The organism is Parasphaerochaeta coccoides DSM 17374, from assembly GCF_000208385.1.
In the GTDB taxonomy this organism is placed as follows: domain Bacteria; phylum Spirochaetota; class Spirochaetia; order Sphaerochaetales; family Sphaerochaetaceae; genus Parasphaerochaeta; species Parasphaerochaeta coccoides.
In genome coordinates this window covers 1,536,635-1,562,024 of sequence record NC_015436.1, presented here as the reverse complement: position 1 = coordinate 1,562,024, position 25,390 = coordinate 1,536,635, and the positions used below count along the sequence as shown (strand labels likewise).

Annotated in this window: 17 protein-coding genes and 1 tRNA gene; 16 read left to right on the top strand and 2 right to left on the bottom strand. The window is 54.2% G+C overall.

Translation table 11 applies throughout. The annotated features are described in order from the left end of the window. Positions 1–9 precede the first annotated feature (9 nt). The 13 genes from mnmE (at position 10) to SPICO_RS06775 (ending at position 17,542) form a co-directional block, all read left to right on the top strand. Positions 10–1,368, top strand: a complete 1,359-nt coding sequence (mnmE, locus tag SPICO_RS06835) for a tRNA uridine-5-carboxymethylaminomethyl(34) synthesis GTPase MnmE (RefSeq protein ID WP_041395817.1) — start codon at positions 10–12, stop codon at positions 1,366–1,368. Positions 1,369–1,446: 78 nt separating this feature from the next. Then, the gene (mnmG, locus tag SPICO_RS06830; protein WP_013739935.1) at positions 1,447–3,339 is read left to right on the top strand and encodes a tRNA uridine-5-carboxymethylaminomethyl(34) synthesis enzyme MnmG; all 1,893 of its coding nucleotides are present in this window, start codon (positions 1,447–1,449) and stop codon (positions 3,337–3,339) included. Continuing rightward, entirely contained in the window at positions 3,317–4,006 is a 690-nt protein-coding gene (gene rsmG / locus SPICO_RS06825) for a 16S rRNA (guanine(527)-N(7))-methyltransferase RsmG (protein ID WP_052295849.1), read from the top strand. The genes mnmG and rsmG overlap by 23 nt, the downstream gene beginning before the upstream one ends. Positions 4,007–4,127: 121 nt before the next feature. Beyond that, positions 4,128–7,100 (top strand): DNA translocase FtsK, encoded by a 2,973-nt coding sequence (locus SPICO_RS06820; protein ID WP_013739933.1) that lies wholly within the window; start codon positions 4,128–4,130, stop codon positions 7,098–7,100. A gap of 77 nt (positions 7,101–7,177) precedes the next feature. Next, complete coding sequence (locus SPICO_RS06815) at positions 7,178–7,996, top strand: aminotransferase class IV (RefSeq protein WP_013739932.1); 819 nt, start codon at positions 7,178–7,180, stop codon at positions 7,994–7,996. A gap of 133 nt (positions 7,997–8,129) precedes the next feature. Next, positions 8,130–10,019 carry a DEAD/DEAH box helicase gene (locus tag SPICO_RS09880; RefSeq protein WP_013739931.1) on the top strand — a complete coding sequence of 630 codons (1,890 nt, stop codon included), beginning with the start codon at positions 8,130–8,132 and terminating at the stop codon, positions 10,017–10,019. Then, entirely contained in the window at positions 10,019–11,734 is a 1,716-nt protein-coding gene (locus SPICO_RS06805; RefSeq protein WP_013739930.1) for an ABC transporter ATP-binding protein, read from the top strand. The genes SPICO_RS09880 and SPICO_RS06805 overlap by 1 nt, the downstream gene beginning before the upstream one ends. Positions 11,735–11,753: 19 nt before the next feature. Beyond that, positions 11,754–12,506 (top strand): lysophospholipid acyltransferase family protein, encoded by a 753-nt coding sequence (locus SPICO_RS06800; RefSeq protein WP_013739929.1) that lies wholly within the window; start codon positions 11,754–11,756, stop codon positions 12,504–12,506. Positions 12,507–12,516: 10 nt separating this feature from the next. Beyond that, entirely contained in the window at positions 12,517–14,049 is a 1,533-nt protein-coding gene (locus tag SPICO_RS06795) for an ATP-binding cassette domain-containing protein (RefSeq protein ID WP_013739928.1), read from the top strand. After that, on the top strand, positions 14,046–14,822 hold the full coding sequence (locus tag SPICO_RS06790) for an energy-coupling factor transporter transmembrane component T (RefSeq protein ID WP_013739927.1): 777 nt from the start codon (positions 14,046–14,048) through the stop codon (positions 14,820–14,822). Before SPICO_RS06795 ends, SPICO_RS06790 begins: the two co-directional genes overlap by 4 nt. 81 nt (positions 14,823–14,903) lie before the next feature. Further along, on the top strand, positions 14,904–15,482 hold the full coding sequence (locus tag SPICO_RS06785; RefSeq protein WP_013739926.1) for an ECF transporter S component: 579 nt from the start codon (positions 14,904–14,906) through the stop codon (positions 15,480–15,482). Positions 15,483–15,606: 124 nt separating this feature from the next. Next, the gene (gene guaA / locus SPICO_RS06780; RefSeq protein WP_013739925.1) at positions 15,607–17,169 is read left to right on the top strand and encodes a glutamine-hydrolyzing GMP synthase; all 1,563 of its coding nucleotides are present in this window, start codon (positions 15,607–15,609) and stop codon (positions 17,167–17,169) included. Further along, positions 17,126–17,542, top strand: a complete 417-nt coding sequence (locus tag SPICO_RS06775; protein ID WP_148229025.1) for a hypothetical protein — start codon at positions 17,126–17,128, stop codon at positions 17,540–17,542. Before guaA ends, SPICO_RS06775 begins: the two co-directional genes overlap by 44 nt. 259 nt (positions 17,543–17,801) lie before the next feature. On the opposite strand, the gene SPICO_RS06770 is transcribed toward SPICO_RS06775, so the two are convergent. Beyond that, on the bottom strand, positions 17,802–19,607 hold the full coding sequence (locus tag SPICO_RS06770; protein WP_013739924.1) for an IS1634 family transposase: 1,806 nt from the start codon (positions 19,605–19,607) through the stop codon (positions 17,802–17,804). Between the two features lie 351 nt (positions 19,608–19,958). Here SPICO_RS06770 and SPICO_RS06765 point away from each other — a divergent pair. From SPICO_RS06765 to asd, 3 genes are all read left to right on the top strand, one after another. Further along, a tRNA-Ala gene (locus SPICO_RS06765) sits at positions 19,959–20,031 on the top strand. Between the two features lie 186 nt (positions 20,032–20,217). Beyond that, on the top strand, positions 20,218–21,354 hold the full coding sequence (locus SPICO_RS06760) for an Mbeg1-like protein (protein ID WP_013739923.1): 1,137 nt from the start codon (positions 20,218–20,220) through the stop codon (positions 21,352–21,354). A gap of 376 nt (positions 21,355–21,730) precedes the next feature. Continuing rightward, on the top strand, positions 21,731–22,756 hold the full coding sequence (gene asd, locus SPICO_RS06755) for an aspartate-semialdehyde dehydrogenase (protein WP_013739922.1): 1,026 nt from the start codon (positions 21,731–21,733) through the stop codon (positions 22,754–22,756). 111 nt (positions 22,757–22,867) lie between these two features. On the opposite strand, the gene SPICO_RS06750 is transcribed toward asd, so the two are convergent. Beyond that, on the bottom strand, positions 22,868–25,279 hold the full coding sequence (locus SPICO_RS06750) for a peptidase U32 family protein (RefSeq protein WP_052295847.1): 2,412 nt from the start codon (positions 25,277–25,279) through the stop codon (positions 22,868–22,870). Positions 25,280–25,390: the final 111 nt, after the last annotated feature.

Sequence of the window (25,390 nt, the reverse complement as noted above, 5' to 3'; positions counted from 1 at the left end):
ATACTCGCCATGATGGAAAACTATCGTACCGATGATGATATATTCGCTTTAGCCACACCATGGGGAGAGAGTGCCCTTGCCGTGGTCAGAACCAGCGGTCCCCGTGCCGTGGAGAAGTCGTGCCTGATGTTCAGTAGGCCGGGAGCCCTCCGTGCGGTGGGTACGGCGGGACTGGTTCATGGCTTCCTTATGGACAGGCTGACCGGAGAGAAAGTTGATGAAGTCATGGCCTCCGTATATCGTGAAGGACACGGATATACAGGGGAAGAAGCGGTGGAGTTCTCCTGCCATGGCAGTTTGGATGGCATCAAGCGTATACTGCGCCTCTGTGCCGACACAGGCTTCCGACCCGCTTCACCCGGTGAGTTCACCTTCCGCGCTTTCATCCACGGACGGATGGATTTGACCAAGGCGGAAGCAGTGCAGGAACTGGTCTCAGCCCGTTCCTCCCGTGCCCGCGTCATGGCCTTGGACAGACTGGGCGGCGCGTTGTTCTCCCGTATAGAGCAGTTCAAGCAACAGGTTCTCACCATATTAAGCGGCATTGAGGTACAACTGGATTACGCGGAAGATGAAATAGGCGGTGATACCGGATTCCCGGTAGGAGAGTCGATTGCAACAGCCACGGCTCTGGAGAATCTCGCGGCATCATGGCATGCCGGGCAATTGTATGGTTCCGGTGCGCGGGTCGTCCTGGCGGGAGCGACAAACGCGGGAAAAAGCTCTTTGTTCAATCTCCTGCTCAAGGATGAACGGGCCATTGTCAGCGACATCCATGGGACGACACGGGACTATTTGGAAGTGGAGGCTGAGATAGACGGCATCCCCGTCCGCCTGTACGATACGGCAGGGTTGCGGGAATCGGCGGACACCATTGAGGGTGAAGGCATGCGCCGCACCATGCATCTCATGGAGCAGGCGGACATCATTGTCCTGGTGAAGGATGGTTCCGTGGAGAAGCAAAGCCAGGAAGAATATATCCATGAGGATGACAACCGTCTCATAGTCGTACACAACAAATCTGATTTGCGCTCCAAGCCTTTGGAACTGTCGGGGTTGTGGATTAGCGTGAAGAAGGGAGAAGGAATATCTGCCTTGGTGGAAGCCATCGCATTACGGCTTCGTTCACGTGTCCCTGAAAACGGAGATGAGGCTTTGGTCATAGAATCAAACCGCCAGCGTGATGGCCTGTACGCAGCCGCGCAAGCTCTGCGCCGTGCCGCCGCCATGGATGCTTCCGGCGTTCCGCTTGACATTGTGGCGGCGGAACTGCACGCGGCTCTCCGTTCCTTGGGAGAACTGACCGGAGAAGTGACCAGTGAGGATGTGCTGGAAAGGATATTCTCTGGATTCTGCGTCGGCAAATGAACGGACGGTGACAGGGAATGATGAACTTTGGGAGAAATGGGGAAGGAAACCTTCCCGGAGATATATTCGGAGATATACATGGATTATGAAGCTATAGTGGTGGGTGGAGGCCATGCGGGGATAGAAGCCTCACTTGCCCTTGCCCGCATGGGTCACCGGACGCTGTTGGTCACCCAGTCCCTTGATACCATAGGAAGGATGAGCTGCAATCCGGCGATAGGCGGACTTGCCAAAGGGAATCTTGTCCGCGAGGTCGATGCCCTGGGAGGGCAGATGGGGCTTCTCATTGATGCGACAACGATACAGTTCCGCATCCTGAACCGCAGGAGAGGCCCTGCCGTCCAAGCTCCCCGCGCACAGGCGGACAAGTTCAGCTATTCCCGTCTGGCAAAGGAAACGCTGGAGGTTCAGAAGGGACTCTCTTTGTTCATGGATACTGTCACCGACCTGATTGTCTCGGAGGACGGACGCCGGGTTGAAGGTGTCGTGACCGAACGTGGACACCGCATTGGAGCGCGGACGGTCGTCGTGACCACCGGGACTTTCATGGATGGCCGTATCTTCATTGGTGACTATGATGCCTCATCCGGGCGTCTGGGAGAGCCGGCTGCCATGGGTCTGGGCTCCAGCCTGCGCCGCCTGGGGTTTGATGTCGGACGTTTGAAAACCGGAACCCCGGCACGGGTCAGACGTTCCAGCTTGGATTTTTCCCGGCTTGAAGTCCAGCCAGGAGATGGGGCCATGCAGCCCTTCTCGTTCATGACAGGCAAAATACATCGACCGCAGATGGATTGCTATATCACATGGACTACTGATGTGACGCACCAGATTATCCGTGACAATATAGGACGTTCTCCGCTGTACGGCGGGAAGATTTCCGGGAAAGGCCCCCGCTACTGTCCTTCCATCGAGGACAAGGTGGTTCGCTTTCCTGAAAGGGAACGCCACCAGATATTCGTGGAACCGGAAGGAGAGGGCACGGAAGAAATGTATCTCAACGGACTGTCATCTTCTTTGCCGGAGGATGTCCAGACGGCGTTCATTCACACACTTCCCGGCCTGGAACGCGCTGAAGTCATGAGGCCGGGTTATGCGGTGGAATATGACTACCTCAATCCTATCCAGCTTCTTCCATCCCTGGAGACAAAAAAATTGGAAGGGTTGTTCCTTGCCGGACAGACGAACGGAACCAGTGGTTATGAGGAAGCCGCCGCGCAAGGTTTGATGGCAGGCATCAATGCCGCGCTCGTTCTTTCCGGTGAGAAGCCGCTGATTCTGTCCCGCTCCGACGCGTATATCGGAGTTCTCATTGATGACTTGGTGACGAAAGGAACACAGGAACCGTACCGCATGTTCACCAGTCGGGCTGAATACCGCTTGAACCTTCGCCATGATGACGCAGATCAACGGCTGACGCCGCTGTCGCATGCCCATGGATTGGCAACCGGGGAACGGATGGAACGGTTGAAGGAGAAGGCGCGTGCCATTGCGGAAGTGAAAGCCATTCTCACAGCCTCCCGCAAAGGTTCCCAGTCGGCGACAGAAATCCTGAAACGTCCGGAGGTCAGCATTGCCGATATTCTCGCTGATGTTCCATCCCTCTCCACATATGATGAAGCGGTACTCCAGCAGGTCGAATTGGATGTGAAGTATGAAGGATACATCCTCCGGCAGGAGAGGGAAGTGGAACGTTTCGCCCGGCTGGAGAACATTCTGATTCCTGATGGCTTCAATTATGACAAGGTTGATGGCATATCAAACGAGTCCCGTGAGAAATTCAAGCAAATCCTGCCGCGTTCCTTGGGACAGGCGGGACGGATCAGCGGAGTACGGTCCTCGGACATTGCCATACTCATGGTGCATATCTCCCAGGAAAAGCAGGAAAGACAGGTGAATGGCGCGGTTCCTTCCATGGGAGAAGCCTTGGAAGAAACCTTGGAAAGCGGAGATGAAGATGGAAACGGACTATGACCTGTGTCGTTCAGGTATTGCGGAACTTGGCTTGGGTTTTACGGAGAATCAGCACGGACAACTGGAAAAATATCTTTCCGAACTGACCTTGTGGAATCCGGTGTACCGTCTCGTCAACGCGGAAGGACGGGATATTGTGATCCGGCATCTGCTGGATAGCCTTGCCGCCGTTCCTATCCTGCGTTCCCTTTTAGATGAGTCCCCCGCGGGTTCCAGGGAGGTTTGTGATGTTGGTTCCGGGCCGGGGTTGCCCGGTATTCCCCTTGCCATTGCCATGCCCGATGTACGCTTTACCCTGATTGAAAGAATGGGACGTCGTGCTGATTTTTTGGCAAACGCCCTGGCTGCATGTTCGCTGGATGGGAGAGTGAACGTTGTCCAGAGGGATATCAATGAGATTCGTGGGAAATTTCCCGTTGTGACCTTCCGTGCCTTCCACCCTCTGCCGGACATCATAGAACCAGTTTCACGCCTCCTTGATGATGGCGGAACCATCTGTGCGTACAAAAGTCGGGAAGAAAACGTGGCTCTTGAACTTGAGCGTATCACAGAAATGACAAAAACAGGGAAATCAGGCAGTGAATCTGGATGGAAAAGTAAACTTATCTCTATACATATACCGTATTTAGATGCTATCAGAACGCTTTGCCTCTTGAGCCGTGCATAAGGGGTTTTTCCGCTCTTTACCGGCTTCTGGCGGATGATTGGCATTCCTGATGTTGCTTCATCCAGTCCTCCAATGGTAGACTGGAGCATAGCGGGCTCTGTGTCCCAGGAGGGTTTCCTACGTGAAGAAAGGAGCGTTATTTCTCATTATCCTGTCTCTGGTTCTCATGGTAGCGGGAGGATTGCTTGCGGCATCCATCTTCGTTTCTGGTCTGACTTCCTTCACAGCCTTCGCGCCGAAACTTTCCGCTTTCATTGCATCCGTGCTTTCATCCCTTATTCCTGCTGTCAGCTTTTCGGATTCTCCCGTCGGCCTTTATCCTCTGGCTATTCTTGCCATTGGCTGGGGCGTTCTGGTGCTGGTATGTCGTAAGAAGCCGTTGTACATATGGGTTTTCCCGATGAGCACCGTGATGGCTGTCACGCTCTACCTGCTTGTCTGGTCGGTACGCCATCCTCAGGTTCTCCATCCTCTCCTTCAATTAATCCTGGGAACCGGCATGGATAGTCGGGAATCTTCCTTGGTCGTCCTGCTGGCTTTCATCATAGAAGTGCTTCTGCTGATGGTTCTGACGCTCCTTAGCCGGATGATCATGCACCGGAAGAAGCGGGTAGCGAATCCAGACTCTCCCCAGGGTGAGTCCTCCGTTCAGAAGCAGCATCCCGCCAAGCCCGCCAAGACTAAAAAGAAGCGGCGTCACGGTACGAATGAAATACCCGATGAGGCTACGGTGACTTTCCGTCTTGATGAGAATGGGAAAGAAACATATTCTTCCATGGGTTCGCGTGAGCATGACGATGCTCCTGCCCCCTTGGTGTTCCCCGATTTATCCTCCGCTCCACGGGCTGATTCCCTCATCAAGAACGGACGAACCGCCCCGTATGTCGAAACCCCGGAACCCTTGCCCGCGCGCCGGAAAGTTTCCCGTGCATCGGATATTACCGATGCTTTGTTCAGTGCTCCCACGTCCCATGAGCCGCCGCCTCAAGAAGAAGTTCCTGGCGCGGGAAAGAAGCGTTCAACGTTCATGGAAGCCGCGCTGAGCATTGCCGAGCACAAAGGGCAGCCGGTCGCCTCCACGAAGATATTCCACTCCGGTCAGCTTGCCGCCGCTGTGGATCGTTCACAAAAAGGGCAGGGTGGTTCCACAGCCTCTCTCTCAGGATTCAGGAATAAATACCAAGGACGGTCACCGTCTTCATCTGCCGATGTGAGCAAAGGCTTTACTCTGGCAGATGTCGTGACTGCCGCAGAAAGTCGTGTCCCAGGCAACCATGATGACGGACGGAAAAATTCCCCGCCGATGTCTTCTGCGCAGTCCTCATGGCAACAAGCACCGGTCGGAGCTATTCCATCGACACGTCGCAGTTCTTCCGAGTTCAAACCTGCCGACCCGGCTCCCGTCACCTATGTCATTCCCGTAGAGACCATGCCGCCGACAGAGTACAAGGTAGAGCAAAAGATAGAGCAAAAGATAGAGCAAAGGGCTGAACCCGCGCCGATGTGGGATTATCGCCACTCCACTGCACAGCCGATCGGTGACGCCGAGAATATAGGGGATCCCTTGCCTGTGGAGGTCGCGCATGATGGGGATTCCGATGAAGACATGGTAAGCGGCATCGGATGGTTGTCATCTTCCAATGCGGGTAACAGCGCATTGTACAACCGAAGCAAGTTGATGTACCAATTCCCCAGTCCGTCGCTCCTGACGACCTATCCTGAACAGGCAAATGTGATAGATGACACGATTCGTGCCCAAGGTGAACAACTCATAGAGACTTTGCGTCAGTTCAAGGTCGAGGCATCTTTGATCAATATCGCCAAGGGCCCGACCGTTACCATGTTCGAGGTCGCGTTGGCTCCGGGCATCAGGGTCAACGCCGTGATGAACCTGGCGGACAACATAGCTCTGAATCTGGCCGCCCGTCAGGTTCGTATCCAGGCTCCCATCCCAGGAAAACAGGCTGTGGGCATAGAGGTTCCGAACAAGAAACGCGATACAATTGGCTTCAAGGAGTTGTTGCCGGCCATGGATGCCCAGGAGTTTGCAATCCCCATGGTTCTGGGCAAGACGATTACTGGCAGACCGGTAGCCATTGATTTGGCTGCAACTCCCCACCTGCTCATTGCTGGTTCAACGGGAAGCGGAAAGAGCGTCTGCGTCAACTCCCTGATTTGTTCCCTTCTGTATCGCAGGACGCCCAAGCAGGTGCGACTGATTCTTGTAGACCCCAAAGTCGTCGAGCTGACCATCTACAACGGCATCCCTCATCTCCTGACTCCGGTGATTACCGAGGCAAAGAAGACCATTAAGGCGCTGAACTTCTGTTTGGCAGAGATGGAGAGAAGGTATCGCTTGCTCCAGAGCCTGGGAGCGCGGAACATCAAGGCGTACAACAAGAAGTTGCAGACTGAGCGCATAGCGCGGGAAAAGCTGCCCTACATTGTTGTAATCATCGATGAGTTCGCTGACATCATGCTCACCCTGGGCAAGGACCTGGAAGGTATCCTGAGCCGTCTGGCGGCCATGAGCCGCGCCGTAGGCATCCATCTGGTGCTGGCGACCCAACGGCCTTCCATGGATGTCATCACAGGAACGATTAAGAGCAACATTCCCTCGCGCATCGCTTTTGCGGTGACAAGCAACACCAACAGCCGCATCATCATTGATGAAGGCGGAGCGGAAAAACTTCTGGGAAAGGGCGACATGCTATACATGAGCAACACGGATCCTATTCCTTCCCGCATCCAAGGAACTTTCCTGTCTGATGAAGAAGTGGAAGCAATCGCCAGCTATGCCCGAACGCAGGGAGAGCCTGATTATCTTGATGAGGCGATTTTCGAGGATGATGAACCTGAAAGCACTTCATCAGGAGACAGCGGCGAGGACTTGGGCGATGATGACGAGGCAATGATGCGTCGTGCCCTGGAAATTGTGGTGGAACGCAAGTGCGCCAGCGCATCCTTCCTCCAGCGTCGCCTGAAGATTGGCTACAACCGCGCTGCGCGTCTTGTCGAGGAAATGGAGGAGATGGGCTATGTCGGTCCTGCCAACGGAAGCAAGCCCCGTGAGCTGCTCCGCTATCCTGACTGATTCTGTTTCCTGTTCCCTGTTCCGGACTGTATTCAAAAAAGTGTAATGGTGATATAGTTCGGGGCAGAGGAAATGAGATGAGTGTCGGAGAACACGCAATGTGCAACGGGCAGGTGATAGCGGCGGTTGACGCCGTGGTTCCTGTCACTTTGCGCGAGGTGCAGTACAGCTTCAGTGTCTATGAGGCTTTGCGTGTCATCCGTCACCATGCCGTACACCTTGACGACCATCTCAGGCGTCTGGAGAATTCCTGCCGGGGAATACGCTTGGAGCATCCTTTTTCCTATGAAGACATAGGAACATGGGTGCGCACTTTCATTACGACCGACAATCTGGAAAGCGCGACGCTCCGCATCCTGCTCATAGGAGGGGGAGATAAGAGTCTGTGCTTCATAACAGCCTCTCCGTTGCTGACCTATCCTGATTCTTGTTACGAAAAAGGAGTCACGGTAAGAACCTATGTCGGCGAACGGTTCCTTCCCCAGGTGAAGACAAGCAATCTCCTGATGAGTTATCTGGCTTTGAGGGAAGCCCAGGACTCACAGGCGTTTGAAGCTGTGTTCATTAACCGGGACGGACAGGTTCTGGAAGGCTCACGGAGCAATTTCTTCGCATTCCGCAACGGAGTGTTGTATACGGCTCCCGCTTCCTTGGTTCTGGAAGGCATCACGCGCGACCGTGTCTTGGCTGCGGCATCGCGACTGGGTATTCCGGTTTCCTTTGAGCCGCCGCTCATCACTGAACTGATGGACGGTCTGTATGACGAAGCATTCATTTCTTCCACCAGCATGGGTGCCATGCCGGTGTCTGCCATGGATGGCAGGAGTTTTTCAGGAACTTACGACAGGACTTCATCCATCTGCCGTCTGATACGGCAGTGGGAACTGGAGGACTGAACAGCACCATGAGGGCACGGATTCGCGCGGATGCCGGAGCCCTGACGAACAAAGGAACGGATGCACCTTGCGTCGTAAGGAATCCTTCCGGTCCGCGCTTGATAATATTCACTCACTAAGGCGTGGAAGATTTATGAAATTTACTGAATTACCCTTGCACCATACGGTGCTGGAGGGCATCGGGCAAGCCGGTTTTTCCGATTGCATGCCCGTACAGGAACGCGTGCTGCCGGTTTCCCTTGCAGGCAAGGATGTCATGATCCAATCAAAGACGGGAAGCGGAAAGACCGCTGTGTTCCTCATCACCATCCTGGAGAAATACGTCCGGGCGGCGGAAGAAAGGGCCAAGGCCGCGAAAGATTCTCCTGAAGCTGAGAAATCCTTGCCGGTCGCCCTGATTGTCTCTCCGACCCGTGAACTGGCTGTCCAAATAGAGGAAGATGCGCGGATACTGTCCGCGACATTGCCCGGTTATCGTGTCGGCTGTTTCTACGGAGGCGTGGGCTACGGTGGTCAAGATAAGCTGATTGCCGAGGGATGCGATTTGTACGTGGGAACCCCCGGTCGGCTTCTGGACTATCACAAGATGCGCAGACTCGACTTCCGCATGTTCGATACCTTTGTCGTTGACGAGGCCGACCGTATGTTCGACATGGGTTTCTATCCTGACATCCAGAAGATGTTCAGCAGCATGCGCCCTGTGAGCGAGCGGCAGACCATGCTTTTCAGCGCGACGTTGAGTACACGGGTGCGCAATCTTGCATGGAGCTACATGAGCAGTCCGGAGGAAATAGAAGTCCAGCCGGAGGAAATCACCGTCAACAAGATACAGCAGGAGTTGTACCACATCTCAAAAGATGAGAAGTTCAGGCTTTTTCTCCAGGTGCTCACCAAGGAAAATCCCGATAATGCCCTGATTTTTACCAATACCAAGGCCAAGAGCGTAGAAGTCTGCAAGCGTCTGCTCCTCAATGGTTACAAGGCTGAGTATTTGATGGGGGACATGCCCCAGAAGAAAAGGCTCAGCACCATTGACAGGATGAAGGATGGCAAGATTAAGTTCTTGGTTGCTACCGATGTCGCCGCCCGCGGTTTGCAGATAGATGATTTACAACTGGTAGTAAACTATGATATTCCAGAAGATTTCGAAAACTATGTCCACCGTATCGGTCGTACCGCGCGAGCCGGAAAGACAGGCAAATCGATTACCTTTGCCGATGAAGAATACATCTACGGACTTGAGGCGATTGAAAACTATATCCAGATGAAGATTCCCGTAGTCTGGCCGGAGGAAGGTTCGCTTCCCGATGTAGAGGACAAGAGCGCGGGCAAGACTTTCCGACAGCTTGTCAGTCGTGAGGAATATGCTGGACATTCCCATGAGACTATCCCCGGTGGAAACAGGACAGGACGCCGTGGCACAAGAGGTCCGTCCTCCCGTTCCGGCTCAAAAAGCGAAGGAAAACGGGAAGGAAAGCGCGAAGGAAAACGGGAGCGTCCTGCACAGGGCGCACAGGACTCCCCCCGCAAGCCCGCGGCTCTACCCCGTGTGGCGGAAGACGGAGCGAAAGCTGCGACAACCCCAACCGGCGGCGGGAGAGCTGGAAGCAGGCAGGCAATGCGCTCACGGGGAGGCAAGAGCTACGCTGACATCAAGAACATGTCGTTGGAAGAACGGATGGCATATTACAAGAAGCAATATGGCGGTGAATCCTCCGAAGCCGACGCTTCCCGAAAAACAGGAAATGTCCGCAAGGATGGCAGGCAGCAGGGCGACAGACCACAAGGCGACAGGCGTCGTGAGGATTCCAGAACACAGAAGACTTCCGCTGCTTCATCTTCTGCTCCATCTTCCTCGGCTTCCCCGCAACGGACACGCCGCCCAAACCTGACGGTTCCCGGAGGAGCCGGGCTGGATGCCAGACGCATAGTTACGGAGGCTACCACCCGTCCCAAGGATGAAGTGCCGCGAAAAGAAGGTTTCTTCTCCCGCTTGCGGGGGCTGTTCGGCGGGAAGAAGTAATGCTGAGACGTTTTCTGTCCTATTACGTCCCCCAGAAAAAACTGTTCGTAGTGGACATGAGCGCAGCCCTGATATCTTCAGGGCTGTCCGTCGTCTTCCCCATGCTGACACGGGAGTTGCTCAAGACCTATATTCCCGGACGCGACCTGACCGCCATACTTGCCACCGCCGGAATCATGCTGGGCATTTACCTGCTGGACATGCTGATGACCTACATCCGCATCAGGTGGGGGCATATTCTGGGAGTGCGCATGGAAACCCGGATGCGCGCCGATCTTTTCGACCATATCCAGAAGCTCTCCTTCGGGTGGTTCGACAAGGTGAAGACCGGGCATCTGATGAGCCGTATTACCAATGATCTCTTTGAGATTACCGAGGTGGCTCATCACGGGCCGGAAGATTTGGTGATCAGCCTGGTCACCATCATTTCCGCTTATGCTGTCATGTTCGCCTACAATCCTCTCCTTGCGCTGATTTCCATTATTCCGCTTCCCGTCATGCTGTTCTACGGTATTCGCTACGGCAGAAGGATGAAGGAAAAGTTCCGGGCGGTTCGGCGTACCGTGGCTGATGTCAACGCATCAGTGGAGAACTCCCTGATGGGCATCCGTGAAGTCAAATCTTTCACCAGGGAGAAATGGCAGAGCCATAAGTTCAAGGAAGTGAATGACCTGCTCAAAGAGGGAAAGACACAGCAGTATACGGTAATGGGAGGCTTCCATTCTATGATGGGATTCCTGCGTAACGTCTACTACCTGTTCACCGTTGTCGGGGGTGCTGTCCTCATCTTTCAGGGAAAAGTCGAAAGCTACGACCTTGTCGCCTTCATCCTCTACGTGGGCATTGTCTTGCCTCCGATCGACCGTCTGATCAACTTCACCGAACAGGCACAGCTTGGCATAGCGAGCTTCGAGCGTTTTGCCGAGATTATGACTGTCCAGCCGGACATTGTTGACAAAGAAGGTGCCAAGGATTTGAAAATTTCTTCAGGTGAGATCCGCTATGAAAATGTGGACTTCTCCTATGAGGACGGAGAAGAAGTCCTCCGCGGTCTGAACTTGACCATACCGGGCGGTACGACTGCCGCGCTGGTTGGGGAATCCGGGGTGGGCAAGACTACCGTTGCAAGCCTGCTGCCTCGTTTTTATGAGACGACATCAGGACGCATCCTCATTGATGGACAGGATGTGAAGGATTTGTCCCAGACATCGATTCGTCACAACATCGGTTTCGTCCAGCAGAACGTCTATCTCTTTGATGCTTCCATACGGGAGAACCTGCTCTACGGCAAGAGTGATGCCACCGACGCCGAGCTTCACGCTGCTTTGGAAGCCGCGAACCTTTCACAATTCATTTCCCAGCTTCCCCAAGGACTCGATACCTTGGTAGGTGAACGGGGAGTACGGCTGTCCGGTGGCCAGAAGCAGCGTCTCTCCATTGCCCGTGTGTTCCTCAAGGATCCTGCCATCCTGATTTTCGATGAAGCGACATCGTCCCTTGATACGGAAAGTGAAGCCCTAATCCAAGGGGCATTCAAGCGATTGTCCCGTGGACGCACATCTATTGTGATAGCTCATAGGTTGACGACCATAAAAGATGCGGATACCATTTTCGTTATTGAAGACGGACATGTCGCGGAGTCAGGAAACCATCATGATCTGCTGGAGAAGGGTGGTGCGTATGCTCGACTCGTCCATGCCCAGGATTTCTTATAAATTATAAGGGGAGACTTCCATGCGCAAAGCCTTGAGCCTGATTATTCCTGTCATTGTCATCATACCTGTATTCCTGGCTTCAGTGCTGTACGGGCTTGTCCCTGCGTTCATACTCCAGATTCTCGGCGCCCGGAAGGCCGCTGAAACGTGGCGCAGGCTCTGTATCCTGGGCATCGCCCGCTGGGCATTGTTCGGACTCAATGTACGTGTGAATACCACCGGACGGGAGAATATGCCGCCAGCGGGGACTCCTTTGTGCATCATAGTCAATCATCAGAGCTTGCTTGATGTCGTTGCCGTAGTCGGTTATTCTGGAACCATCCCCGGTTTCATTGCAAAGAAAGAACTGAGCTTCATTCCCATCATTGCTTCCTATATGAAGGGTCTTCACTGCGTGATGCTGGATAGAAAAAGCCCGAAAAGCTCCATTGCCAGCATCTCTGAAGGCGTGAAGAACATCACCAGGGGAATACCCATGGTAGTCTTTCCGGAAGGAACGCGGAGCAAGGATGGCAAGCTGGGTGAATTTAAGGCAGGGAGCCTGAAACTAGCCACTCGTTCCAAGGCTACCATTGTTCCCATTGCCATTAGTGGCGGGCGCAAAGCATTTGAGGAACGCCGCGGCATCAGGCGGACTGTCATGACCATGCATATCTGCCCTCCTGTCCCAACCCACGACTTTTCCAGGGAAGCTGAAAAGGAATTCACGGCGCAGGTCTATGGTGAACTGGCGGAAGGATACCGGCATTTGCTTTCCCGGCATGAGGCATGAGGTTTCTGTCATGGATGTCTCGCTGTCAGTTCCCGCAGTGGAAGCCCGTGACATAAGTTTTTCCTACCAGGACTACTCCCATGCATCAAGATATTTCCCTCCAGTTCTCACCCATGTGGATTTCTCACTACCCCAAGGGGGTAAAATGGTGGTTCTGGGTCCTCCTGACAGCGGGAAATCAACACTCGCCCGTATCCTGACAGGTTGCATCCCGCGTTATTTCTCCGGCTATATGGAAGGTTCGGTTTCCATCTTAGGTCGTTCCATGGGTGATGCGGCGCCATGGACACGGGTGGAGGACATCTCCTATGTTGCCCATGAAAGCACGGAGGAGCTTGTGGCGACGTCCTGTCGTGATGAAATAGTCTTCCCCCTGGAATCATTAGGGATGGACAACCGAGCCATGGAAGAAAGGCTTGCCGCCAGCGTCAAAGACTGGAGTCTTGAACAGCAGCTTGATGCCGGAGGCGATGAGCTGAGCGGAGGAGAACGGCGGCGTCTCCTGATGGCGGTGACCCAAGCCATAGATGCGCCGATACTTGTCCTCGACGAGCCGTTCGATGATCTTGATGGCTCTTGGCGGGAAAAGCTCCTGGAGTATCTCAACCATCCCCGACGCACGGTCATCGTATTTGCCTCGCGGCCTCTGGACATCTGGCATGGCCATTTCGATACATGGGCGGTTATGGACAAGGGATGCCTTGAGACGGGGACTGAAAAGGAAATCCTTTATAGGATTTCCCATGGCTGGGGAGCCTTGCCTCCGTCCGGACAAAGCCGTTCCGTGACAGTTCCCATGGAACCTGTACCGGATGACGAAGCGGCATCCACCGGAGAGTCCTCCACTAAAAAGTCCCCTGCCGTAAACTTCCCCGCCTCGCATGTCTTGAAGGCCACGCATGTCTTGAACGCCACGGGATTGTCCATCCGCCATGAGCGGGCATCATCCGCAGGGACTTTTCATCTTTCCGTGTCGGATTTCCATCTTTCATCCGGTGAAACAGTCGCCCTCATAGGGGACAATGGGGCAGGGAAAAGCACATTCTGCCGAGTTCTTGCAGGACTTGACGTGCCTGTGGCGGGGAGCGTCATGTGCGACGGCAGGCAGGATTCCGCACTCCTGAGAGGTAGCATAGGATATATGTTCCAGAATCCTGACCACCAGATTTTCCTCCCCACGGTAAGGGAAGAACTGGCATGGTCCTTCTCCCGGAGAAAGGACATCCGACCGGAAACAGCCGAGGAAAAAGTCTTGCGTGCCTGTTCGTTGTTCCGGTTGGAAGCGGAAGCCACGCCCTCCACGATGAGCTATGGCGCCCGCAAACGTCTTCAGGCGGCTGTCTGCTGGCTACTGGATCGTCCTTTCCATGTTCTGGACGAGCCGGATGCCGCTCTGACTTATGCCGACGCTTTCTGCCTTGTCCAGGTCTTACGTGAGCAGGGGGCAGGTATCCTGCTGGTAAGCCATGACAGGGAGTTTGTCAGCAGGATTTGCAGCCGTGTCTATCGGGTGGCGGACGGTGTGCTGGAGGAGGTGGTATGACTGTCTCCCTCTATGCTCCCGGCCGCGGATATCTCTACCGGATGGATCCTCGCGCAAAGCTGTTCGGGACAATCATGACGACAGCTTCTTTCTTCCTGCCTCTGCCATCATATGTCCTCTGGGTGGGAGCCTTGTTCCTTTTTGTTGTCGTAGTCGGGACGATGGGCGTCCGCTCCTTCCGGTTAGTGGTCAAGCCGCTGCTTTTCATCATGGGGATGGTCTTGCTGTTTTCTCCCATTTATGGGAGGACTGGGATTCCTCTGCTCATGGCAGGAGATGTCGTGGTTCTTACCAAGGAAGGCTTGGAACGGACATTGGTTTTTTGCGCCCGTTTTGCGGGAATTTCTTTCTCATGGGGACTGTTGCTTAGAACAACGCCCATGCAGGAGATTATTCTTGTCCTGCGTTCATGGAAGGTTCCGTACCGGGCAGCACTGGTAATCACTCTAGTGTTCCGTTTCATTCCGTTTTTCTCCCGTACTTTCACACAAGTAAGGGAGGCTCATCTGCTTCGCTTGCCTCCTGAAGAAATCAGAAGGAAGCTCAGTCTTGCCACCCGTCTGGCGGATTTCATGCCGACGTTGGCCAGTACTCTCGTCACTGCCTTGAAGATGATTCCGCACCTTGCAATGAGCTTGGAGCTACGTGGTCTGGGGAGGACGAATCCCCGTTCATCGTATCACCGGCTTTCTCGCGGATGGCGTGTCTTTACTGATTTTTTCATTTCCATTATTATGCCTGTAATTCTCGCCGTAATCTTCCTGCATGCATGAGAGGGGGATTTTAGAGCCGGGGAGTGAAAGCTCCGCCGGGAAAATTCATTCTCTCTGCATATGATAGTGGGAGGCTTTTTCATGGAACAAAGGAATTTCGGGAAAGGCGCACTTTTTCCTGCGATTATAGCGGTACTGGGGGCTGTGACCTTTGTATTTACGTCCTTGCGCATACCGACTATCGGCGGGCTTGGAGGATACATTCATCTTGGCGATGTAGCGGTATGCTTTGCAGCCTATGCCTTCGGTCCTTGGACTGCTTTTCTGGCTGGCGGATTAGGCACTGCTCTGGCTGATGTGATTGGCCCTTTCGCCCAATGGGCACCGGTTTCCTTCATCACCCACGGCTTGCAAGGTGCCGTGACGGCTCTCGTGGCACGGGCTTTCCTGCGCCAAGGATGTCGTAGGGATGGTAAGGAGGGCATCCGAAAAACTGAAGCCCTCTGGTCATGGCCGGGCGTCATTGTTTCCGGCTTGCTGTCCATGGTCATAGTGGCCGGAGGATATTTCCTGGGGGGAGGTCTACTGGTTGGTTTTGCCGCTGCCGTCCCTGAAATTCCCCTGAACCTGCTGCAAAGCGGAACAGGAGTGGTTGGAGGAGCCTTGCTGTCACGATATGTCATCAGGGCATATCCTCCAGTCAAGGCATGGCGGTGGTAGACAAGCGTGGATATGGATATGGCGAATCCACCTGGAGCGGGTTGAAGGCGCACGTTGGAACTCGGACAGTGGTTTTTGGCAAACGATGTTTCTTGGCAATCAGTTTTCATAAGGATGGGATTCTATGCATACAACGCAGCATGACACGGTGGTCGTCCTCGACTTTGGCGCACAATACAGTCAGCTCATAGCACGGCGGGTACGGGAGCAAGGGGTATATAGCCTCATTGTTCCGTATACCATATCTGCGCAAGAACTCAGGAAAATGGCTCCTGTCGGAATCATCTTTTCCGGCGGACCTGCCAGCGTAAGCACCGAGGATTCTCCCCGACCTGATGCCGGTATCTACGGCTTGGGCATTCCTGTGCTGGGCATCTGCTACGGCCTCCAGGTAATGAGTGTCATGAACGGGGGGACCGTAAGACGACCCGATGCCCGTGAATACGGATTTGCCCACCTCCATCTCAACCATTTCACCGGCAAGACTTCCCGTCTTCTTGCCGGAATACCGGAAGGCTCCCAGCTCTGGATGAGCCACGGGGATTCCGTCGTTGACCTTCCGACAGGCTTTGTGACGACAGGCTCGACCCCGAACTGTCCGGTGACTGTTGCCGAGAACGAGGCCAGACGCCTTTATGGAGTGCAGTTCCATCCTGAAGTCGTACACAGCACCGATGGGACGGCAGTACTCCGCAATTTCGTCATGGATATCTGCGGAGCCAAAGCCGACTGGAGCATGGAGTCTTTCATTGCTACTGAAGTTGAGCGCATCCGTAGCGTGGTCGGTGACCGCAAGGTACTCTGCGGATTGTCCGGAGGCGTGGATTCTTCAGTCGCTGCGGTCTTAATCCATAAAGCCATTGGCGACCAGCTTGTCTGTGTATTCGTCAACAATGGCATGCTTCGCAAGAACGAGGCGCAAAACGTAGTGGATTTGTTCGGTAAGCACTTCAACATGCGTCTTGAATATGTTGATGCGGAAACCGCGTTCCTCGATGCCCTAAAAGGGATTGCCGAACCTGAAGCCAAGCGAAAGATTATCGGCAAGATGTTCGTCGATGTTTTCTATGATGCCGCCCGTTCCTTGGGGGACATTTCATTCCTTGCCCAGGGAACATTGTATCCCGATGTCATTGAGAGTCGTTCTCCGAGCGGCGGGCCGTCGGCCACCATCAAGAGCCATCACAATGTGGGAGGGCTTCCCGACGATCTGAAATGGGAGCTTCTTGAGCCTCTCAAGGAACTGTTCAAGGATGAGGTTCGCCAGTTGGGTATGGAACTTGGTCTGGCAGAGGAACTGGTCAACCGTCATCCCTTCCCCGGTCCCGGCCTTGGCGTCCGTTGCATAGGGGAGGTGACCAAGGAGCGTCTTGATACCCTGCGTGAGGTCGATGCCATTTTCGTGGAGGAAATCCGCAGGGCTGGTCTCTATGGTGATATCTGGCAGGCTTTGGCTTGTCTGCTTCCGGTAAAGAGTGTAGGGGTGCAGGGTGATGAGCGAACTTATCGCGAGGTATGTTCCCTCCGTGCAGTGACGAGCCAGGACGCGATGACCGCCGACTGGTATCGCTTCCCCCCTGAAGTCCTGCAAACCACGGCAAGCCGTATCTGCAACGAGGTGGCCGGAGTGAACCGTGTCCTTTATGACATCACCAGCAAGCCGCCAGGAACCATTGAGTGGGAGTGATTTTGCCACCCTCACCTATGAGAATACATTGCAGATTGCTGAGCACATCGCGTCACTGGTGTTGCCGTCGAGCGATGATGCCGCTGCCGCACGGTTTGACCAACTTATTTATCAGATTGAGCTTGCTATGTTGGCCGAAAAAAGCTACAAGCGGGCAAAGAACGATGTAATGCACAAGGCGGACGAGCTTTCCAAGTACGGCACCATCCCGGCTATTGCCCAGCAGAAGTATTTGCTGGAGCAGATTCTTCATAACGATTATTTAGAGCGGGCAGACATTGCGGACTACGAAGATGTGCGTGTGAAGCTGCGCGACCTAATCAAATTCATCCCCGAAAGTGACCGGGCACGCTACAAAAGCATGTCAGATTAACTTGAATAACCCGAGTTGCTTGACTATATGGATGAATACAAGTTAAGGCATATAGCGTTGTTTGGATGTGCTGATTGTGATAAAATATGCTATGTAGCAAAGGGGGCATGTGCCTATGCCGAAACAAGTAAAATCTACCATAAAAGCAAAAGGTCTTGAAATATCCTGAGTTTCGCAGTTAAAAAAGCGAAAAAACATCCGTACTCATTCTAATGCAAGGGGTTACTGACAAGATGCTATAACATTCATGTGTGTGGCATCAGATCTTCTTCACTGCCGCGAAAAGTGCCCTCACATCGGCTTTCGCGTAATACTTCCGGCTCATGTCGATGTCCAGGGCTGCGCCGATGTCCTGGATGACGGGGTCGCAGTACAGGTTCATGAAGCATTGCCCTTCAATGTCGCCCAGCAGGGCCTGGCGCAGAGAATCCACCATCCGGCCCACGGACATGGTTCCCCCCGTCCTCTTCTCCAGAAGCCGCAGGAGCAGCAGGGAGACGAAACAGGTGAGGAAATGAGCCTCGATGCTGTCGCGGGTACGCACATAGACCGGACGGGCCTCCAGGTGCGTCTTGGTGATGCGGAAGCATTCCTCGATGCGCCACAGGCCCCGGTACATGTCGATGATGTCCACGTCGTCCACTGGTCGGTTCAGCTCGAAGAGGTTGTCCCTGCGGAAACGGGCCCGCCCAGCGAAGGGGGGCTCCCCCTCCTCGGTGCCTACCACGTTGGTGCAGATAAGGTAATAGCCGTCCAGCGCCTCCTCCCGCTGTAGCAGCTCCGTATCCAGGGAGACAGAGAACTCAGGAGCTTCCACGCGCTCTCCGGAGGCCCCGTCGAAGATGCTCTTCTTCAGGAACCGTCTCCCCGCATGGTTGTTCAGTACGGTGTTCTGCCCCCCGCCCGCCGCCTGCTGGGCTTTCTCGATGCTCTTCATCCTCTCGTGGCGTGCCTTCTGCTGGTAGGCGCGGCTGAAGAACACCACCTGCCTCTCGTTGACCGTCACTTTCCTCTTTCCGCCCGTCGCGGAATCGGTCACCCAACGCTCGACCGGAGTCAGGCGGCTCTTGTACCTGAAATCTCCATCGGCGGCACCATGGACGTAGCCCTCCTGCTTCAGGATGAAGGCCTGCAGCTCCGCGGTGCAGGTGCGCACCGACGAGCTGATGACGTACCCGCTGTGCCGCAGCAGGATGGAGGCCACGTTCATCCCGCTCATCATGCCCCTGTCCGCCACGTAGATGGTCCGGCCCGTCTGCTGCAGGGGGCGGAAGGTGGCCACGTCGGTGGTGTTGCCCGGGAACAGGCCGTAGGAGAGGGGGATGCCGTCGGCGTCCATGAACAGACCCATCTGCACGATGGGATCGGGCCGGTGTTCCTTGCTCACCCCCCGCCGTCTCAGCTCGTCCTCGGCGTCCACCTCCCAGTAATAGTTGGTCACGTCGTAGTACAGCAGGCCCGTGTCCCGCCCGTACTGCCGCTCCACCATCCGCCCCAGATGGTCTATGAGGGCGTCCTTGTGCCGGGAGAAGAACGCGAGGGAGCGGTACACGTCGTCGGCGCTGAAGGCCACGTCCCCGGCAAGCCTCTGGCGCGCCTGCCAGGTACCCAGCTTGCTGTCCGGCGCCAGGATGCGCGAACACACCAGCAGCCGGAAGATGCTGTTGTGGTTGAAGAGCGCCTTGGTGTAGCGCCTCCTGTTGTTCCAGAAATAGTCGATCTCCAGCTCGTGGTAGAGCTTCAGCAGCGGCAGGACGCCGTAGCTGAGGATCCTGTCCGCCCTCACCTCCGGGTCCGTGCAGTCCGTCCCCTCTCCAGGGGCGAAGTGGAAATGCTCGGCCGTCGAGACGCTCAGGGACACCTGCCGCTCCTTCTCTTCCTGCGTCAGCCGTCTCGCCTCGGCCTTGAAATGGCTCACCGGGTCGTCGTAGAGCGCCTGGAGCTCGTCCAGATAGCCGAGCCACTGCACGAGGGAGTGCTTCACCGTGCCGTTTTTGCGATGGCCGGAGTAATAGGCCAGGCGTTTGCGTCCGCTCTTGTTTTCGGGGACTATCTTGATGAACATCGGGCACCTCTTCTGAGGAGAATCATATCATACCTCACAGTGCCACACAATGCCAAACTGATGAATGTTTTCAGGAAAGTGCAAAAAAAACTTCTTGCTACTTCCCTCACAAGAAGTTACTTCCCTCCTTCTCTGTCATCTAACTGCGAAACTATGGAGCTGATTGATTCACAGGCATGAAAGGAATCGATTCAGAATTTAGTTGGGTGAGGGGTGCGGACAAAAAGTTGGACTTTTCTATCCTCCCGTCTTTTTTCCTGTCATTTCATTTTACTGGGCGCGGTGCGCGGCTTCATCGTCCGAAGCTCTTGACGAAAATGGCAGACGCCTATATCCTATGCCGTGCGACTTGGGGGTGTAGCTCAGTTGGTAGAGCGTTTGAATGGCATTCAAAAGGTCGTGGGTTCGATTCCCTTCACCTCCACAATGTGCGGCTTGCCGGAAATGGCAGGCCGTTTTTGTATTCTGCCGGAACTTCTCCTGTGAAACGACTGTTGCGTCAAGAAAATCCATCACTCATGGAGTAGCTGTCACCACTCATCCCATAGTATCCTATACATAGAAGATATCCTCGATTAACATAGATTGTTTCCCGGACGGGAGGATGCATATGAGGAACATCATTGACTATACGTGGGATGAGAACAGGACTTTTGCGGAAAAATCGTTCACTGAGGTGGATAGCTTAGTGCTGTCCCAGCTTTCCTATATGAATTTCACCGGGCTTGAAACATCTTTGGAAGGGATGGCGGCTGGCAATCTTGCTCCTGTCAGCCTTGCGGAATTCCTGGAGGCCGGTATCCCTGATGATTTCTTCAAGCAGGCGGTCGATGAGAAGCATAACAGGGAGTTGATCTCCGTACTCCGTCAAAGCCATCGTTTTGCTTCGGTCGGGCTAGCCTATTACGTGAATTCCTTTGATGTCGATACGGAAAAACAGTTCTCGGCGCTGACCTTCCTGTTGGAAGATGGAACGGCTTATGTAGCATTCAGAGGTACGGACGCTACGTTCATCGGATGGAAGGAAGACTTCAACATGGCGTTCATGACTCCTATTCCTTCACAGGAGGAAGCGGCGGACTATCTGCGGAATGTTCACGGACTCATCGGACGCCCTCTGCGGATAGGAGGACATTCCAAGGGCGGCAACCTGGCCGTCTATGCGGCTCTCCGTTGTGCCGACCGTATGGAGCAGGACATCATTGCCGTCTATGACCATGACGGGCCGGGCTTCCATGAGGACATCCACAGGGAGTTCAAGGATCATCCCCTGTGGAAGAAGGTCAAGGCTACTGTTCCTCATGCGTCCATAATCGGCATGCTCCTTCATAACAATCTGGCGGAATATACCATCGTCGGAAGCCGCAGGGTGGGCATACTCCAGCACGATCCTTTTTCATGGAAGATATCGCCGGAAGGAGACTTCGTGGTCGCGGACGGTTTGAGTCCTGATGCCGTGGTATTCAACAGAACCATGGAGATGTGGTTGTCATCGTTGGACGATGAGGGTCGCGAGCGTTTCATTGATGCTCTGTACAGCGTGGTGAAGGCTACGGGGGCAGTCACTTTCCAGGATCTGACGGAAGACATCATGGGTAAGCTCGGCAGTGCGTTGGCTGCCATCAAGGAGCTTGATCCTGATACCCGTTCTTTCATCCGCCGACTGGTGTACGAATGGTTCAAGGCGGCGGTGGTCACAATCAAGGATTTTGCGACCAGGAAAATCACGGGAGAGGAAGATTCTTGAACGTAAGGTTTTCCTTTACCCTGGTGATGTCTTTGATGATTTCTGGATAAGAGCCGAAGATAAGACGATTTTCCAACAATTTCCGTTCTTCCGGCAAACCGAAATGAGCAGAAAGTTCCCCACATGAAAAGGGGAACAGCCAATCCGGCCTCTGTACTGATTTCCTGTAAAGCGATACATTATTACTCGTGATGATTCGTAGCGGATTCTGATGGAAAAGTTCAGTATAATGAAATTTGTGTTATTATGTTAACATATTGTATGTTATATCACTTTTTTGTGTAAAAACCATTGTAATTGTTCAGATAAATCGCTACTGTATTCCTCAACACTCGTACAACAACCTTTTGCAACGTACCGAGGAAAGGAACATACAATGAGCAACAAGAAAATCAATGTTGCCGTGCTGGGTGCTACCGGTGCGGTCGGACAAGTCTTCACCTGGATGCTTTCCCGGCATCCTTGGTTCAACCTTACGGCTGTCATTGCTTCGGAACGCCGGGTGGGGCATACGTACAGCGAATCCGTTCATTGGCTTCTTCCCTTTGATTTCCCTCCTGAATTGCATGACGTACGCATCCAGGCCTATGACCCTGATGCCTTGAAAGCAATGGATGTCCGGTTCGTCTTTTCTGCCCTGCCGGCGGAAGTCGCCAGTGACATAGAGAAGGATTTACGCGGGCGAGGCTTCAACGTGTTCTCCAACGCGGCATCGCTGCGCTATGAAAAGAATATCCCCATCCTGATTCCTGAAGCTAATCCTGAACAACTCGACTGGGTTCCTTCCCAAGGGTATCCCACAATTGGAAGCGTCGTGACCAATGCAAACTGCGCGACCACTGGACTTGCGGTAGCTCTTGCGCCTTTGAAGAAGTATGGTATCAAGGAAATCTCGGTCAGCAGCTATCAGTCAATCAGCGGTGCCGGATATCCCGGCCTCTCGGCGTTGGATATCAGCGGTAACGTCATCCCTTACATTGGAGGGGAAGAAGAAAAAGTTGAGAAGGAAATCAAGAAAATCTTGGACATCAATCCTGCCGTCTATGCTTACTGCATCCGTGTTCCCGTCATTTTCGGGCATATGGAAAGCGTCTGGGTAGAATTTGAACAGGAGGTGGATGTCGAGGATGTCATCCGTGATTGGAATGAATTTAAGGGATTCCCTCATCTGCCTTCATCTCCGGTTCAGCCGATTGTCTACAGTGATGAGGTCAGGTTCCCCCAGTCCAAGTTGGCTTTCTGGGGCGAGCCCCGTGGCATGGTGGTCTATACCGGTCGCGTGAAGAAACAGGCTCGGAAGATTGGGTTCGTACTTCTGGTCAACAATATCGTCAAGGGCGCAGCTGGCGGTTCCATCCAGAATGCCGAGCTTTTCGCGGAGAAATTCGGTCTAAGAAAATAAACTTTTTTAAACAGTACGTGATGATTCCCCCGTATGCCTGGGTGCGGCATGCGGGGGATGCTTTTATCTTGGCAGAGCGGAGCAGGGACTGTGTTCCTCCCTGTTGCGGACTCAACCCGCCTGGCTTACCACGGTGATGCAGGTGTCCACCGTCACTTTGTATTTCTTGCCAGTCTGAGTGACATGCCAGGAACCGGAGCGGGGGCAGCCTGAACAGGAAAGACCCAGGGAATCATGACGGAAACAACTACGGCTGATGAATAGGGGCGGGACGAATCCTGTTCCGACCAAGGACGGCGGGAACGGCCATGAGGCGGCATCGGGAGGAGTGGAGCTTTCCAGCCAATGATAGCCGCCTGTCAGAGACGGTAGTTTTTCAGCCATGTTCATTGCCGCCTGCCGGTTCCCAAGGTAGAAATATGCATCGCAGAATACAGGTACATCGGGATTCCGTGCCGCCCAGCGAATCTGACCAATGTTGTTCAAGCCGACACGGACCTTGCATCCGTCCAAGGCTCTCATAATCATATTCACGTACTGCATTGTTTCCGCTTCGGTGAACATCACCGGGGGCAGGCAGAGATAGGAAACTCCATCAACTGCTGGAAGAAGGGAAGATACATCCCCGCCGGATTCCAGGGCTGCCCATACTGCTTCCGGTCGTATCCATGGATTTCCGGTCACAGGGTCATTGAGAAGAACGCGCGGGGGCAACAGGGCAAAGTTGTTTTGCATTGGCCGTGAGGGATGGGAGGCACTTTCGACGGCGGGGATTTCCTCCAGCCACTTCTGTAGCTCGGCATCAAGGGCTTCATACCACTGGCGGCGGATTTCCTTGAGGGCGGACAAGGGCATGAACACTTCATGGTCGGCCAGGGATGTATGATTCTCAATGGTGAGTTTTCCCAAGGTGAGGAAGCTGGTATCAGAAGCCTCCAGGATGCTTCTGAGATTCTTCCCTGCATCCTGCGGAATGCGGGCTTTCTGGATGTCACAGGGATATGTCCGGTTGATGTTCCATAGGGGAAGGTAGTCACGGGTATTTTCCGTGTGGATTGTGAGGAAGCCATCAGCGAGTTTCACTGTCATGGGGATGGGATGTTTTGCCCGTGGGAGGTTTTCGTTCAGCAGCGCGAGGGTGCTGTCATGCGCTGAGACAAGGGATACCATGGTTCCTTCGCAGGGAAGCGCATCACTGTTTTCCCGTAGGAGCGCGACATGGACGGTAGAGCCTGATGAGGCGGCCACAATACGTCTGCCACGGCTGTCCGCCAATGCTCCGACATGAAAACGGATGTCGATATACGGAGTGCCGTCTGTGGGAATCTGATACATGAGTCCATCGTGCAGCGATATGCCATGGCTTAGTGCTATCTTGAGCCAGAGCGTACCGGATGCTTCGTGGATACCTTCTACGGTTCCGACCGGCAGTCCCTGATGTCCTGGAATGCCTTGGGTCAGCACGGAACCGCTCTGCCTGTCCACAGGTTTTGCTCCCGACCTGCCGTAGGCGGCCAGCCAGCTTCCTCCGTTGGTGCGGCCGAAGGAGGCCAGGACATCATCTTCCATTTCCTGCACTCTATCGGTGGATGAGTCTTTGTCGAGGATTGCTCGGTACAGGCGGGTCGTCGCGCGTACATAGGCGGGGTTCTTCATTCTTCCTTCCACTTTCAAAGAATCAATGCCCATGTCCCGAAGGCGGGCGACGGCACCGGTTCCGTTGAGGTCAGCCATGGAAAAGAACCATCCTTTTTTCTTGTCAGGCGGGAGCGGTGAATGCGAAGCCGGTACGGAGGGGTCTTTCTTTGCTTCAAACCATGTGCGGCAAATTTGGGCGCACTCGCCTTTGTTTGCGCTGCGACCGCAGAGCTGACTGCTTGCCATGCACAGTCCGGAGAAGCCATAGCATTCAGCCCCATGGATGAATACCTTGATTTCTACATCAGGGCAGGCGGTTCTGATTACCTGGATTTCATCGAGAGTCAGTTCCCGTGAGAGGACGACACGTGAGAATCCGAGTTCCTGGAGGGCTTTGACTCCCTCTATGGTATGGACGGCAAGCTGTGTAGAAGCGTGGAGGGGCAGGGAGGGGAAATCCTTGCGCACGAGGCGGGCAACACCTAAGTCCTGGACAATGACACCCTCACAACCGATGAAGGCGATGGCCCGGAGCGTGCTGGTCACACGGCACAGCTCGGCATCGGTGATGACTGTATTGACCGTGACGTAGATTTTCTTTTTTTGCTTATCGGCCAGATGGCGCAGAACCATCAGTTCCCCGAAAGAGAAATTGGTCGCGCCTCGACGGGCGGAAAAGTTTTTCAGGCCGAGGTAAACGGCATCCGCTCCACTAGAAAAAGCCTGCAAAGCCGACTGGAGGCTTCCCGCAGGCATGGCAAGTTCCATGACAGCTCCCTGTACCCCGGAATCACCGGGAATTACGCCTTCGGCTTCATTCCCTCTCCGTGCGGTTTTGCCGTACTCGTGTTGTACGCTTCCAATCCATAGGTACGGACATATCATAACGGGACGAGGCATCTCATTCAACCACCGTCAGTGCATCGACCTATACCATCGACCAATACCCGGAGGCTTTTCTTGCCTGAACATCGTACTTCTTTGTATATTGGGTCT